Source organism: Caballeronia udeis, from assembly GCF_001544555.2.
GTDB lineage: Bacteria > Pseudomonadota > Gammaproteobacteria > Burkholderiales > Burkholderiaceae > Caballeronia > Caballeronia udeis.
Map to the genome: position 1 here is coordinate 1 of NZ_FCOK02000008.1, position 14924 is coordinate 14924.

The following is a 14924-nucleotide window of genomic DNA, read 5'->3' on the forward strand; positions in this document are numbered from 1 at the left end:
GTCGACTCGTTGCCGACATCGGCGAATCAGGAAGATCACGTCTCCATGGCGACGTTCGCTGCCCGCAAGCTTGGCTATATAGCGGAGAACGTAGCGCATATTCTCGCTATCGAATTGCTCGCAGCGGCGCAAGGCGTGGACCTGCGTGCGCCGTATCAGACGAGTCCGCGCTTGCAGCCGGTCATGAAATCCATTCGCGCGGATGTCGACCATTACGCGCTCGATCATTATTTCGCACCGGACATAGTGGCGGTGGCGAAGCAGGTAACAAGCGGAACGATTGCCGCGTTCTGCCCGCTGCACTTCGCATCGGAAGGGGTGGCCTAAGCTTGAACGTGTGAGACAGCAGCGGCGATCAGCTTTGCCGCTGCATGTTGTCTGCGCTGAACCTGCATCCCAGCCGATACCGCGTGCCCGGATGCACGAAGCGCGCGAACGTCACGGCCACGTGGTTCGCCCAGGTTCGCCGCACGAGCGTCAGGCACGGCTGGTCCGGACCAATTTCAAGCAGCTTCGCATCCGCACGCGAGGGCAGTACCGCGTCAACCACGTGCTCGACCTCGTGCGCCGGCACGGTATTGAACAGATACTCCGAGGGCCGCACCGTCGCGAAATCCTGCTCGAGAAAATGCGGTGCCGCATCGGGGTTCACGTAACGGTCTTCAAGCTGCACCGGCACGCCGTTCTCGCGATGAACACACACCACATGAAATACCGACGCGCCAGGCGCTAACCCGAGCGCGGCGGACACGTCGCTGGCCGCCGCCTCGCGTGCGGCGTGCACGATCGCATAACCGTACTCGTGCCCGCGAGCGCGAATTTCATCGCCTATGTGCGCAATCATCAGCAGCGTCGACTGCGGTTTTTCTTCCGCAATAAACGTCCCCACGCCTGAGAAGCGCGTCAACACACCTTGCTCCGTGAGTTCGCGCAGCGCGCGGTTGATCGTCATGCGCGAGACGCCCAGCTCGCCGACCAACGTCATCTCCGAGGGAATCCGGTCGCCGGGCCGCCATTCGCCAGAGAGAATGCGCGTGCGGATATGTTCCTTCACACGCTCGTAGCGCGCGAGCGGCGCGGTGGCGGATGCCGGGTTCGAAAGGCTGCTTGTATTCATGTCTCGCTCAGGTTCTGCTTATTTGCCGTTCTCATTTGCCGTTCTCAATGGCCCTCATATCCCGCTGGTTCGGTACTTGCATGAACTGCACTCGCCGGTGGTTCCTCACGCCGCGCCCAGAACGCGTTCCGGTCGAGATAGTTCTGCAGAAACTGTTTAAGCCTAGGCTGCTGCGCGCGGTGAAACACATCCTCGGGGGACCCTTGCGCCTCGATTTTGCCATGATCGATGAAGACAACGGTATCTGCGACTTGCGCCGCGAAGCCCATTTCATGCGTGACGATCACCATCGTCATGCCGTCGTTCGCGAGGTTCTTCATCACCTGCAGCACTTCGCCGACCAGCTCCGGATCGAGCGCAGAAGTGGGTTCGTCGAAGAGCATGATGTGCGGTTCCATCGCCAGCGCGCGAGCAATCGCCACCCGTTGCTGCTGCCCGCCGGACAGCCGCGCCGGATGATTGTTTGCACGCTCGGCGAGACCGACCTTGTCGAGCATGGCCAGCGCCCGCTCGTGCGCTTCGGCCTTGGGCAGCTTGCGCACGCGCACCAGCGCCTCGGCCACGTTTTCAACGGCCGTCATGTGCGGCCACAGGTTGAACTGCTGGAACACCATGCCCACGTTGCGCCGCACGCGGTTGATCTCGGCTTGTGGCGCACGGACGCGCCGGCCGTTGCGGTCGGTGACATACCCGATCAATTCGCCTTCGATATAGATCTCGCCTTCGCTGTATTCCTCGAGGAACGCAAGCGAGCGCAGCAAGGTGCTTTTCCCCGAACCCGATGGTCCGATGATGCAGGTCACTTCCGACTTGCGCACGGCGAGCGAGACGTCGTCGAGTACCTTCAGCGCGCCGAAATGCTTGCCGACATGCCGGGCGTCGACAAGATATTCGGCAGGCGTTGACGTGTTGCCAGAATTCGGTTTCTTCATGACGGGTTCTTTATGATTCAGCGCTCGGTTTGACGGGGCTAACGCGCGTTCACCGCGTGAGGAAGCGGCCTACGCGGATCTCGACCCACTGTCCGGCTCGCGACGCCACTTCCACGAGCAGGAGATAACACGCGCACAGCGCAAGCAAGGTTTCGACGAACGCAAACCGCTCCGAACCAATACCGGTCAGCACGAACGTCAGCTCAGGCACGGTGACGACCGACAGCACGGCGGTTTCCTTGCTCAGCACAATGATAAGGTTGGTCAGCGCCGGCACGATGATGACCAGCATCTGCGGCAACTGTACACGCATGATGACTTGCAGCCGCGTGAAACCCAGGCACTCGGCGGCTTCTATGTGACCGCGCGGCACCGACGTAAAGCCGGAGCGAAACGCTTCCGCGAAATACGCGCTGCCATAAAGCCCTAGTCCGACAATACCGGCCGTCAGTGGTTCAAGCGAAAGTCCAAGCGAAGGGCCGCCGTAATACAGCACGAAAAGCTGCACGAGAAACGGCGTTCCCCGGAACACTTCTATGTAAGCGCGCAAGAAACCGCGCACCCATTTGCCGCAGAAGATCTGCAGCAAGGCGATGGCGAAACCGATCACCATGCCGATCAGCACGCCGCCAATCCACACGGCGATGGTCGTCGCAAATCCTTCGGCGAGGGCGGGAAGGGAGTCGGTGAGAACGGTGGGGTCGAATTGGATCGCCATGCTCGATGCCTCTTATGCCTGTTGCAAGCGGCGTTCAGCGCGATGCCCGGCCAGCGACAACGCCCCGTTGATCACCAGGTAGACGAGCCCGGCGGCCACATAGGCCTCGAGCGGCCGATACGTGCTGGCGGCAATGTTCTGCGCGGTGCGCGTGATATCGGCGACACCGACCACTGAAATCAGCGACGACGCTTTCACCAGCATGACCATCTCGTTGACGAGCGAGGGCAGCGTCATGCGCAGCGCCTGAGGTACCTGGATGCGCAGCACGGCATGCAGCCGCGACAAACCAAGCAACTGCGCCGCTTCGAGTTGTCCATGCGGAATACCGATGAATCCGCCGCGCAGGATCTCGGCAAGATAGGCGGCTTCGCATAACGAAACGGCGGCGGCAGCGGCCACGAGCGGCGGCACGTTGATGCCGATGAAGGGCAGGAAATAGTAGGTCAGCAGAAGCTGCACAAGCAACGGCACGCCGCGAAAGAAGCCGACATACGCGCCGCCCAGCTTGGAGACGATGCGGTTCTTCGAGAGCCGGGCGCTGCACACGGCGATCGCAACAATGAAGCCGGCCACGAGCCCCACGAGCGAAATCAGGACCGTGGCTTGCGCGGCCTTGATCAGGTAGGGAAGGGCATCCAGCAACGCGTGAAGGCTGAACATGGGCTGTCCGGCAAGGAGCAGGGCGCTTACTTAACTTACTTAAGCGCCCTGCAGTGCATCAATGGTTCAAAGGCTGGCTGATTCGATGGCAGTCAACCGTTCAGTAGTTGGGCGATGGCATGGTGGTGGGTGTGTCCATGGTTACGCCGAACCACTTCTTCTGCAGCGCGGCGAGACGGCCGTCGCTGTGCATCTTGACGATCGCCTGATTGATCGCGTCGATAAGCGGTTTGCTGTCCGCGTCCTTGCGGCCGAGATAAGCGAAATACACCTTCGTGCCGAACGGCGGCTGGACGACTGCAAACGTGTCCGGACGCTGGCGCGCTACATACGCAATATTCGGCAGCGAGTTGCCCACGGCAACAATCCGTCCGGCGGCAAGATCCGCATAGGCCTGGTTGTTGTCGATGTATTCACGCACGCTCGTCTTGCCCGGCAGCGTGGCAACGTATTGCTTCAACTGGTCGAGTTGTGCGGAACCCTTGCCGCCACCGACTGCCTTGCCGGCAACGTCGGCATTGGTCTTGATGCTGGCGTCGTTCGCGCGCTTGAGCAGCGCGACCGTGCCGTCGGCAATCGGCAGGGTGAACTCATAACGTTCCATGCGCGCCTTGGTGATGGTCACCGGGCCGCTGACAATATCGAACTTGCCCGCTTCGAGTCCGGGCAGCACGCTCGGCCAGGGCAAGTCGATGGAGCGCACCTTCACACCCAGTTCCTTCGAGAGTTCGGCGAAGAAGTCCTTGTTGAAACCCTGTTGCTGGCCGTTTTCCAGGAAGTCGAACGGTGCGAACTGCATCTCGGTTCCGACCACCAGTTCACCCGCCTTCCTGACCTTCGCCAACTGGTCTTCAGCGTGCGCCGAAACCGCTGTCGCGACCAGCGCGGCCACGAGCAGACGACCCTTCCACTTCGAGAAAAAATTCATTGTTGAACTCCCCTGGTTAAAAGTGCACCCGGCTTGGGCAAAGTTGCGAGCCGGTGCGCCGACCTGCATGTGGTGCGGTTCAGTATATACCGTCAATTTGCGTTGCCAAGCGTGTCAAAAATACTTCTGACCGCTAGATTTCAAGGCTTACAGACTTCGCGAAAACGACGGGTTGCGCTCGGCTAATTGGCGGTATATACAGACACTTGATCTGGATTCCAGCAGGCGCTGGTGGCTTGTCCGCAGAGACTTGCGGCCGGATCGATGCATGGAACGCCAGGCGTGACAGGTCCCTTTCAGACCTTGCATGGCGGCGCGCAGTGAAACCATTTTTTGGGCCGGCCGCGCGTCTTGCGCCGGCTCGGCATGATGCCCGTTGAAGACGTGCAGCGGCTCGTTCGGTCCGCACGGTATAGACGGCAATGAAACTTCGGAGCACCTGGATGACCTCGACTTCTCACATCCCCGTCGTCGATCTGGCGGCTGTTCGTGCGTTGGATCCCGCCGGCTTGCGCGAAGCCGCCGCCGCGATCCGCGACGCGTGCACGAGCATCGGTTTCTTTTACATCAGCAATCATGGCGTGCCGACGGAAGTGCTCGAAGGCGCGGTGAAGGCGGCGCGCGAATTCTTCGCTTATCCGGTGGAGGTGAAGCGGCGTGTTGCGGTGAATCATCGGCATCGCGGCTTCAATGCGTTAGGCGATGCCGTCATGTATCAGGCCACGAAGCCTGATTACAAGGAATTTTTCAGCATAGGGCTGGAGTTGCCGGAAAACGATCCGAGCGTGCTGGCAGGTGAAGCGTTGCGCGGCCCGAACAACTGGCCTGATTTCATGCCTTCGCTGCAACCGGATCTTTATTCGTATTACGAAGCAATTGGCGCGTGCGGTGCGGATTTGCTGCGTGCGGTGGCGGTGAGCCTGGATATCGACGAAATGTTTTTCGTGAGCAAATACACGAAGCGCATGCAGCGCACGCAGATGGTCTATTACCCGCCGCAAGCGCCCAAGTCGGACGCGGATCAGTTCGGGGTCGCGCCGCATACCGACTATGGGTGCATCACGCTGCTGTGGCAGGACAACGTGGGTGGTTTGCAGGTGAAGGAGCTTGCAACCGATAGCTGGATCGACGCGCCGCCCATTCCGGGAACGCTGGTGGTGAACGTGGGTGACCTGCTTGCGCGCTGGTCGAACGATCGCTTCCGTTCCACGTTGCATCGCGTGATCAATCGCTCGGGCCAGGAACGGTATTCGATCGCGACCTTCTACGATCCCACTTATGGCGCAAGCGTGGACCCGCGCGATCTCGGTCTTGAGGGCGTGCAACCCTTGTATGAACCGGTAGCTGCCGGCGACTACATCCTGGGGCGGATCAACGACTCCATGGGGTATAGAAAGAAGCAGAAAGAAGCGCGCGAATGACTGAGCAAACAATGAAACCCATCGTGCAAACGCTGATTGATGCACTCGGCGCCGGGTCCGTGCGTTTCGGCGATTCCATCGAACCACGTTATCTCGGCGACTGGAGCGGACGCTCGCCGGTGCCGCCTTTGGCGGTCGTGCTGCCGCGTTCGACCGACGAAGTCGCCACTGTGCTGCGCCTGTGCAATGAAGCACGTCAGAGCGTTGTGCCGCAGGGCGGCATGACCGGACTGGCGGGCGGCGCCATTCCTTCCGGCGGCGATATCTGCCTGTCGCTCGAACGGCTGGTGGGCATCGAAGAGCTTGATCGTGCGGCGGCGACCATGACGGTGCTCGCTGGTACCACCTTGCAGACCGTGCAGGATGCCGCGCAGGAAGCGGGGTTCGAATTTGCACTGGATCTGGGTGCCCGCGGCTCGTGTCAGATCGGCGGCAACCTTGCTACGAATGCGGGCGGCGTGCGCGTGCTGCAGTCCGGCACGGCTCGCGACCAGGTGCTCGGACTCGAAGCCGTGCTGGCCGACGGCAGCGTGCTCAGTTCAATGAACAAGATGGTCAAGAACAATACGGGCTACGACCTGCGCAACCTGTTTATCGGGTCGGAGGGAACGCTCGGGGTGATCACGCGTGCGGTATTACGCCTGAAGCCACGCCGGGCCGCGCGCAATACCGCGCTGTGCGCACTGAAGGATTACGACGGTGCGGTTGCGTTGCTGCGCTCGCTGCAAGCCACGTTCGGCGATGAAATTGGCGCGTTCGAAATCATGTGGCCGGAGTTCTACGACTTTGGTGTCGGGCTGACACGCTCCCGGCGATCGCCGCTTGGCCAGGCGTATCCGCTTTACGCATTGATCGAACAGGCCGGGTTCTCGGACGATCACGGCGAACGGTTCGCAGCAGCACTCAGCGCACAGCTTGAGGCGGGCGTGGTGATGGATGCGGTGGTTGCACAGTCGCAGGCGGAGACTCAGGCGTTGTGGGCCATTCGCGAAGCAACGGCCGAGTTGCCGGTGAAGATGGAACCGATCAATTTCGATGTGAGCTTGCCGATAGGCGAGATCGGTCATTTCGTCGATGCCTGCCGCAAGGACTTCGCTGCGCGCTGGCCGACGCATGATGGTTTGTACTTCGGCCACATCGGTGACTCGAACCTGCATGTCACGCTCGATGCGCGTTCGATTCCCGGCATCACGGTGGAAGAGGTCGACCACGCGTTGTACGGCATGGTTCGCGACTATGGCGGGTCAATATCGGCGGAACACGGCATTGGTTTGCTTAAGCGGCCGTTCCTGGGCTACTCGCGCAGTCCCGCTGAACTTGCCTGCATGCAGGCGATCAAGAATGCCCTCGATCCGCACGGCATCCTCAATCCCGGCAAGGTGCTGCCTGCCGCGGGCGATTAAAACGCTCGAAACGAACAAGGAACTCAATGAGCGTGACTGCTTTTATAGAAAGCCTGCGTGCTGAAGTACGCGGCCTGCCTGCTTATAACGCGGGGTTATCGGGAGAATTCGTGCGGGCACGTTATGGCGTCCCGCATGTCGCCAAGCTCGGCAGCAATGAAAATCCAGGTGGCGCGAGCGCGGCCGTGCTTGCGCATCTTGCCCAGTCCACCACGACCGGCACGCTCGCGCTTTATCCCGATCCTTCATGCAGCGCGTTGCGCGCGCTGATTGCTGAACGGCTTGCAGTCGATCCCGGGCAGTTGTTGTTCGGCAATGGTTCCGAAGACTTGCTCGCTATTGCAGCGCATACGTTCCTCGCTCCCGGCGATGAAGTGATCACTGTGATCCCGTCGTTTGGCTTGCACATCATCTATCCGCAGAGTGTTGGCGCAAGGGTGGTCACCGTGCCGATGCGTGAGGACTTCGAATTCGACGTCGAGGCGCTCATTGCTGCCATTTCTCCGCGTACGCGCATGGTGATTATTAGCAATCCTAGTAATCCAGTTGGATGCGCGATGGACGCCGCTGAAATGCGCCGGCTATTGAGCGTGGTATCGCCGGAGACACTGGTGCTGTGGGACGAGGCCTATTTCGAATACGCCTCCGGTGACGACGGTTACCCGGACAGTCTCGCCGTGCTGCGTGAATCAGGCTTGCCGTGGCTGTTGCTGCGCACCTTTTCGAAGGCTTATGGACTGGCGGCGCTGCGGGTGGGATACGGCGTGGCGTCGGCGCCGGAACTCGCGGGCCTGATGAACCGCGTGCGTACGCCATTCAATATCAACCAGATTGCGCAGCAGGCTGCGGCCGTGGCGTTTGGTGATCAGGCGCATGTTGCGGCTAGCGTGGGGGAGGCCCGCAAGGGGCGGGAGTGGATGCGCGCGGTGTTACTCGGGCTCGGTGTGAAACCGGCGCGTTCGCGGGCGAATTTCCTGTTCTTCGATTGCAGGGAGGACGCGGCCAAGCTCGCGGGCCGGATGCTGGAAGACGGGGTGATTGTGAAGCCCTGGCGCGAGCCGGGTTATGAAACCTGCATGCGAGTGAGCATTGGCAGCGCTGCGGATAATGCGTTGTTTATCGATTCGTTCGAGCGGCGACGGGGTGGGTGATCGGTTCGCGCCGGTGACCAAGCGTGTTGACCGGCGCGAACGAAAACCTACTCCACCTTCTCCTCCAGTTGCGCTTCAAGCCCGATGATCTTCTCCCGGCGTTCCTTTGACAGATTGCCCACTGGCGGCCCGGCAAAACTCTTGCGTACGCCCGCGCCGTACCAGATCAGCATCAGAACCGCGAGCAACCCGACAATCACATAGATCACTTTCTCATTCGGCGGTTGAATGCCCACATAGGCAAGAATCAATGCGCCGATAACTGCCGCAACGGCGAACGGCTTCGACCACATGCCCAACTGGAAAGGACCTTTCTCGGTCCAGGTCTTGCCCTCGGCAAAGATCCCGGCGGCTACCGGCATGGCGTACGAGATGAACAGAAACACCGCGCTGCCCGCGCTCAACACCGAGAATGCATCGCCATATAAGGTAATGACAATCGCCAGCACGGCCGATACCCAGATGGCGATGCCCGGCGTCCGGTGCGCGTTGACCTTGCGCAGGAACTTCGATCCAGGCAGGCCGCCGTCACGTGCAAACGCAAACATCATTCGCGACGTCGATGTTACCGCGGCAAGTCCGCATACGTAGTTGATAAAAAACAGCAGCAGCTCGATGACGATCCGCAGCGGTCCCGGGATCGGCGCGAGGATCGCTTCAAAGAAGCCGGTGCCCTGCTTGATCGCGGCACCAATGTCCGGCATCACCAGCACGAACGAGCAGACCAGCACGTACCCGAACAGGGTTGACCACAGCACGGACTTCACGATCCCGCGCGGTACATTGCGGGCCGCGTCGTGGGTTTCCTCGGACGTGTGCGCGGAAGCGTCGAAACCGGTGATCGTATAGGCGGTCAGCAGCAGCCCTGAAAGGAATGCCATTGCCATGGTTTGCGCGGGCCATTGTCCGCCATCCACGCCGGTGAAATTCTTGAAGGTCACGAGCCTCGAAAAATCCACCTTGACCGGTGAGTAGATCAATAGCGAAGCAACCAGGATCACGGTCACGACGAAGATCAGGTAACCGGAGACATCGGTGATCTTGCTTGCGATTCTGATGCCCCGATGGTTCAGGAAAGCCTGCGACGCGGTGATCAACGAAAGAAATATGGTCTGGTCCCACCAGCCGAGCGACTCGGGCTTGACGCCGAACATCGGGGCAATGAGGGTTCGGAAGAACGGGTCCCAGGTGCCGAAGTTGATGGCCGCGACCACGAACACGAGGCCCAGCAGATTAAACCAGGCGGTGAGCCAGCCCCAGGTCTTGCCGCCCAGGATCGAGCTCCAGTGATAGAGGCCGCCGGCCGTCGGATAAGACGATGCGATCTGCGCCATCGCGGCGGCCACCACCAGCGCGAAGACGGATCCGAGTGGCCAGCCCAGTCCGATCGATGCACCGCCGGCCGCGCTGAGTCCAAGCTGGAACGAGGTGATGCCGCCGGACAGGATGCAGATGAGCGAGAACGATACGGCGAAGTTGGAGAACGCACCCATGCGGCGGGAAAGCTCCTGCGCATAGCCCATTTTGTGCAGCAGGGAAACGTCGCTATCCGCGCTCTCTGACGCTGGAACTGCCGTATTGATGTCCATGATGGTCGATCCTTATGGCTGAAGCTGCTGGTGGACGTTGGATTGGAGTGGCGAACTCATGCGGCCATAATCAGGCGGCGGTGAAGCAGTTATCGACATAGAGGTGCGCGCCGTTGATGAAACTGGCGTCGTCGCTGGCGAGAAAGAGCGCTGCCTTGGCCACTTCCTCTGGCGCGCAAAGACGGCCCTGCTGAAGTGAAAGCGCGGCTTCGCTGGCATCGAAACCGTATTGCGCGAGTGCGGCGATTTCACGTTGCCCGTGCGGGGTATCGATGAAACCCGGACATACTGCATTGCAGCGAATCCCGCGCTCGCGATACTCCACGGCGATTGCCCGCGCGAACATGGCGCATGCACCCTTGGTCGTGCAATACAGCACTTCGAGCGGGGTCGCTGCCGTCGACGAGATCGACGCCGTGCAGACAATCGAGCCACCGCCTGTCCGAAGCATGTGCGGAATGACGGCACGGGTCATCGTGAACATGCTCTTGACGTTGACGTCCATGAGCCACTGGTAGTCCTCGTCGGTTGTTTGAAGGAACGGTTTGACGACGATGCTGCCCGCGTGATTGAACAGCACGTCGATCGTGCCAAAGCGCTCGGCGATCAGCGCCACGGCGGTTTCAACCTGATCGGTCTTTGCCACATCCGCCTTGAAGAACTCGGCCACGCCGCCGCTCTCGCGAATCTGTGCTGCGACCTGGGTGCCGGCTTCGGCGTTGATATCGACGACCGCCACCTGTGCGCCCTCCCTGGCGAACAAGACGGAGGCCGCGCCGCCGCAACCGGTGGCCCCGCCCGACACGATCGCGACCTTGCCCGCGAGTTTTCCGCCAACAGACTCGGATTTGCCCATTCCTGACCTCTCGTTGTTTATCCTTTATTTAGGCTAGGCGCGACACAATTTACGCACTATCCGAAATTGGCAATGGGGCGGGACAAACCGCGAAAAAACTGCAAACTGCGCCATGCAGAGGCTCGAAGGCCCTGAGGGAAGGGTTTTCAGCGATGGGCGGGCGGACGCGCGACGCTTACCGTGGCGCACGGTGCGGGGCCAGGGCGGTCAGAATGACTGGCAGGGAATTTTGGTCGTTTACACTTTTTTGACGCTTACCGTCCGCCAAGGAGTTTGTATGGAAGCGGTCCAACCGGTGCGTCCGGCCGTTGATATTCATTGCTGCCGGAGCATTGACGAGCAGGCCAGGCTGCTCGAAAGCTGGAACCAGACCTACTGCCAGATCTCGCGGGGTGCCTTCGACGGCTCTGTCAGTTCCGTGCGCGCGGGCGCGGTGCACATCCTTGTTGAACGGATGAACCGGACGGTGTACCAGCGCGGTTGCGTCGATGCATCGCGGATCGCCGTGGGCATTCCGTTCCAGCTCGAAGGCCACGCGTTGTTATGCGGGCAGGTGAGTCATCTCGACGGCCTGCATGTCTTCTCGGGCCCGGGAGGGTTCGAATTTCTGTCGCCCGACAAACATGTGGTCGTGAATCTGGAGATAGCGCCGCTGGAACTGTCCGACCCGCTGCTTCGGCTTGCGTTGGACAACGTTCAGCAAGCGCTCGGGGATCAGCCCGGGGTGCTCAATGCCGATCCGGCACGGTTGCAGGCGTTCAGGAGCACGCTGGCGCGTCTGCTGGACACCGTTACGTCCTCACCTTCCTTGCTCGCCGATGCGCGGGTGTGCGCGAGTTTTGAGCGGTCGGTGATTGTGGGTCTGTCCGAATTGCTTCTTGATGTCAGCGATACCGACACGCGTACCGGGCCGTCGCGCAACTGGAAGCTGGTGGGCGCCGTGCGCGAACTGGTGGAAGCGTCGGCGGATTGCCCGCTGTCGGTCGCCGACCTGTGCTTGCGGCTGGGTGTCAGCCGGCGCACGGTCCAGTATGCATTCGATGAAATCCTCGGCACGAATCCGGCGTCGTATCTGCGCGCCGTGCGGCTTGATCACGTCCGCAAGGACCTGCTGCACGCCGGCTCGGTCACCGACGCGGCGACTCGCTGGGGCTTCTGGCACTTCGGCCATTTCTCCAATGATTATCGCGAGCAGTTTGGTGAATTGCCGTCGGAGACATTACGAAGGTTGCGGGGGGTGCGCCCGGGGCGCGGGTGAGGGTTTGGGGTTGGCAGGTGGTTTTGGGGGTAGTGGTCGGAGTCAGGGCCGGGGTGCCAGGTTCTTGCGTTAGCGGTCGGAGTCAATGCCGGGTTGCTGCTTTCGGCCTTGGCGGTCTGCCTGAGTCGGATTTTCTCTTTATCACTATTAGCCACTGCGCGTGGCGGCGCGTCATTTCTTGGTCCTTAGCGACAAAGAAACGAAGCAAAGAAAACGCTTTAACCGCACTACCCTAAGTGTCCACAGCGTGCAGTTCCCATTCATAGGTGCCCCAAAAGCGCGGTGCTCGCCAGAGCGACGGATGTGTGAACCCCTCCTTCTCCGAACACGGATACCCACACGCTTCGCCACCAGTGATTGAACCTGCCCAAGGTTCACCCCGCGCTATCCGCGAAAAACCTCCCACCGAATTTGTATGGATAACGAACCATATTGCTAACCCATCAAGAAATGAGGCCGCAAAAAATGCGCAGGGCCGCTATTTACGAAAATAACGGTGCAGCGCACGCGACGAACCCGCCAAGATGTGACGCAGTAAATGCACGTGAAGCCGTGCTGGTCAGTGGGCTTTCGTGCTTGCCCGAGAGCACTGGTGGCGAAGCGTGTTCATGTCAGGATTCGCGAGAAGGAGGGGTTCAAACATCCGTGGCTCTGGCGAGCACCGTGCTTTTGGGGCACCCATGAATGGGAACTGCACGCTGTGGACACTTAGGGTAGTGCGGTGAAAGCGTTTTCTTTGCTTCGTTTCTTTGTCGCTAAGGACCAAGAAATGACGTGCCGCCACGCACAGTGGCTAATAGTGATAAAGAGAAAATCCGACTCAGGCAGACCGCCAAGGCCGAAAGCAGCAACCCGGCATTGACTCCGACCGCTAACGCAAGAACCTGGCACCCCGGCACAAACCCCAACCGCTAACCCCGGAACCTGGCACCACCCCCGACCCCGACCCCGCCCCCCAACGACCAACCGCCCCCCAAAAAACCCAAAACCCCAAGCCCCCAAGCCCCATCCACCGACACAAGCAAAATTTCTTATTGGCTCTGGCACCGAAATGCCCAACCACCGGCGCGGATCGGCCTAAACTAAAAGCCCAGACCTCCACTAGCGAGGAGACCATGCGCTCCCTCTTGCTTGCGCTCGCCCTGGCGTGTTTTGTTCCTTATGCCGGCGCGCAACAGCCGCCGCTATACGAGCAATCCGGCGACTTCGTGGCTACCGGCTTCCACTTCGAAGACGGCTCTTCTCTACCCCAGGTCACGCTTCACTACGTCACGCTCGGCGTGCCCCATTGCGACGGCAAAGGCCACTTCACCAACGTTGTCCTGCTGCTCCATGGCACGACCGACGCCGGCCGCGCGTTCCTCACGGCAGCCATGCGCCAGGAACTGTTCGGCCCCGGGCAGCCGCTCGATGCCACCCGCTATTTCATCATCATTCCGGACGGGCTCGGACGGGGCGGCTCAAGCAAACCCAGCGACGGGCTGCGGGCGAAGTTTCCCGAATACGGATACAACGACATCGTCCAGGCGCAGTACCTGCTCGTCACGCACGGACTGGGCATCGACCACTTGCGCCTGGTGCTCGGCACCTCGATGGGCGGCATGCAGACGTGGTTATGGGGCGAACGGTATCCGGACATGATGGACGGCCTCATGCCGATCGCGAGCCAACCGGTTGCACTCACCGGACGCAATGGTTTCTGGCGGCAAATGATTATCGACGCCATCCGGCGGGACCCTGACTGGAACGACGGCAACTACCTGCGCCAGCCCATTCAATGGTTGCGCGCCATGCCGGTCTTTACGCTGATCACGAAGAACCCCGCACGCATGCAGGCGTTGTCGCCCACGCCCGGCACCTCACGATGGTCCTACGACGCCGCCGTGTACAGCGGTCGCCAATACGACGCCAACGACGTGATGTACTGGTTCGAAGCGTCGTGGGACTACAACCCGGAAGCCGCGCTTGGGAAGATCAAGGCGCCGCTCTTCGCCCTGAATTTCTCCGACGACCTGCTTAACCCGACCGATCTGGGCATCATGCAACGTCTTGTTCCGCGCGTGCCGCATGGACGCTTCGTCGAGATGCCGGAGAGCGAGCGTTCCTACGGGAACGAGACGATCGAGCATCCCGAGGTATGGAAAAACTATGTGGCGGAGTTTCTCCAGACCCTGCCGCAAGAGGCGCCATGAAGCCGGTCGAGCAAAAGGCTAACCCCCCATCATCTTCGTCTCCTGCGGACCGATCCATTCGCGATCAAAGCGGCCCTCGGCAATGGAACGCAACGCAGCCGCTTCCTTGTTCGCCTGCCGCTGCGCCCCTTCGATGACCGCCGCCACGTCGCCGGGCGCTATGGCGAGGACACCGTCTTCATCGCCTACGATGATGTCGCCGGGCTGCACCACCATGCCGCCGACGCTGACCGTCACATTGACCTCGCCCGGACCGTTCTTATAAGGTCCGCGATGCGTCGCGGCACGCGCATAGACGGGGAAGTCGTGTTCGCGAATGGCGCCCACGTCGCGGATCGCACCGTCGATAACCAGACCCTGCACGCCGAGGCTTTCGGCATAGGTCGCCATGATTTCGCCCATCAGCGCCTGCGTAACATCACCGCCGCCGTCGATCACCAGCACGTCGCCGGGACGGCAAAAATCGAATGCGCGATGAATGGCGAGGTTGTCGCCGGGGCGGGTGCGCACGGTCACCGCCGTGCCGACCATGGGCTTGGGGCGGTGATACGGCACGAGCCCGATCGTGCCGCTGGCACGCGCCATGTTGTCGCTGAGCAGCGAGACGGCGAGGCCGCGCAGCGTCTCCAGTATCTCGGGGCTGGCTTGCGCGGCCGACGCATGACGGCGCCATCCGGGTGGATTCATCACGGTCAT

The 14924-nt window shown here is 61.0% G+C and carries 14 protein-coding genes; 6 read left to right on the forward strand and 8 right to left on the reverse strand.

Features of this window, described 5'->3' with window-relative positions:
* Positions 1–327, forward strand: a 327-nt coding sequence (locus AWB69_RS08050; protein WP_197500198.1) for an aromatic amino acid lyase, incomplete at its 5' end; no start/stop codon positions are given.
* A 28-nt stretch (positions 328–355) separates the two neighbouring features.
* On the opposite strand, the gene hutC is transcribed toward AWB69_RS08050, so the two are convergent.
* The 5 genes from hutC to AWB69_RS08075 form a co-directional block, all read right to left on the reverse strand.
* Positions 356–1117, reverse strand: a complete 762-nt coding sequence (gene hutC / locus AWB69_RS08055) for a histidine utilization repressor (RefSeq protein ID WP_062084107.1) — start codon at positions 1115–1117, stop codon at positions 356–358.
* 44 nt (positions 1118–1161) lie between these two features.
* Positions 1162–2049: an amino acid ABC transporter ATP-binding protein gene (locus AWB69_RS08060; protein WP_062084110.1), complete on the reverse strand. Its 888-nt coding sequence runs from the start codon at positions 2047–2049 to the stop codon at positions 1162–1164.
* 49 nt (positions 2050–2098) lie between these two features.
* Positions 2099–2767 (reverse strand): amino acid ABC transporter permease, encoded by a 669-nt coding sequence (locus AWB69_RS08065; RefSeq protein WP_062084111.1) that lies wholly within the window; start codon positions 2765–2767, stop codon positions 2099–2101.
* 12 nt (positions 2768–2779) lie between these two features.
* Positions 2780–3430: an amino acid ABC transporter permease gene (locus AWB69_RS08070; protein WP_062084113.1), complete on the reverse strand. Its 651-nt coding sequence runs from the start codon at positions 3428–3430 to the stop codon at positions 2780–2782.
* Positions 3431–3530: 100 nt separating this feature from the next.
* The gene (locus AWB69_RS08075) at positions 3531–4358 is read right to left on the reverse strand and encodes a transporter substrate-binding domain-containing protein (protein ID WP_062084115.1); all 828 of its coding nucleotides are present in this window, start codon (positions 4356–4358) and stop codon (positions 3531–3533) included.
* Positions 4359–4801: 443 nt separating this feature from the next.
* Between AWB69_RS08075 and AWB69_RS08080 the strand changes: the two genes are divergently transcribed.
* From AWB69_RS08080 to AWB69_RS08090, 3 genes are read left to right on the forward strand one after another with little or no spacing between them, the layout of a single operon-like run.
* Positions 4802–5779 carry an isopenicillin N synthase family dioxygenase gene (locus AWB69_RS08080; protein WP_062084117.1) on the forward strand — a complete coding sequence of 326 codons (978 nt, stop codon included), beginning with the start codon at positions 4802–4804 and terminating at the stop codon, positions 5777–5779.
* On the forward strand, positions 5776–7182 hold the full coding sequence (locus AWB69_RS08085) for an FAD-binding oxidoreductase (RefSeq protein WP_062084120.1): 1407 nt from the start codon (positions 5776–5778) through the stop codon (positions 7180–7182). Before AWB69_RS08080 ends, AWB69_RS08085 begins: the two co-directional genes overlap by 4 nt.
* Before the next feature lie 26 nt (positions 7183–7208).
* Positions 7209–8333 (forward strand): aminotransferase class I/II-fold pyridoxal phosphate-dependent enzyme, encoded by a 1125-nt coding sequence (locus AWB69_RS08090; RefSeq protein ID WP_062084122.1) that lies wholly within the window; start codon positions 7209–7211, stop codon positions 8331–8333.
* Between the two features lie 47 nt (positions 8334–8380).
* On the opposite strand, the gene AWB69_RS08095 is transcribed toward AWB69_RS08090, so the two are convergent.
* Complete coding sequence (locus AWB69_RS08095) at positions 8381–9922, reverse strand: amino acid permease (protein ID WP_062084124.1); 1542 nt, start codon at positions 9920–9922, stop codon at positions 8381–8383.
* 70 nt (positions 9923–9992) lie between these two features.
* Positions 9993–10778 (reverse strand): SDR family NAD(P)-dependent oxidoreductase, encoded by a 786-nt coding sequence (locus AWB69_RS08100; RefSeq protein WP_062084126.1) that lies wholly within the window; start codon positions 10776–10778, stop codon positions 9993–9995.
* A gap of 277 nt (positions 10779–11055) precedes the next feature.
* Between AWB69_RS08100 and AWB69_RS08105 the strand changes: the two genes are divergently transcribed.
* Together AWB69_RS08105 and AWB69_RS08110 are read left to right on the forward strand one after the other, a co-directional pair.
* Positions 11056–12036: a helix-turn-helix domain-containing protein gene (locus AWB69_RS08105; RefSeq protein WP_062084128.1), complete on the forward strand. Its 981-nt coding sequence runs from the start codon at positions 11056–11058 to the stop codon at positions 12034–12036.
* 1115 nt (positions 12037–13151) lie between these two features.
* On the forward strand, positions 13152–14228 hold the full coding sequence (locus AWB69_RS08110; RefSeq protein ID WP_062084130.1) for an alpha/beta fold hydrolase: 1077 nt from the start codon (positions 13152–13154) through the stop codon (positions 14226–14228).
* An 18-nt stretch (positions 14229–14246) separates the two neighbouring features.
* On the opposite strand, the gene AWB69_RS08115 is transcribed toward AWB69_RS08110, so the two are convergent.
* Entirely contained in the window at positions 14247–14915 is a 669-nt protein-coding gene (locus AWB69_RS08115) for an RraA family protein (protein WP_062084419.1), read from the reverse strand.
* Positions 14916–14924: the final 9 nt, after the last annotated feature.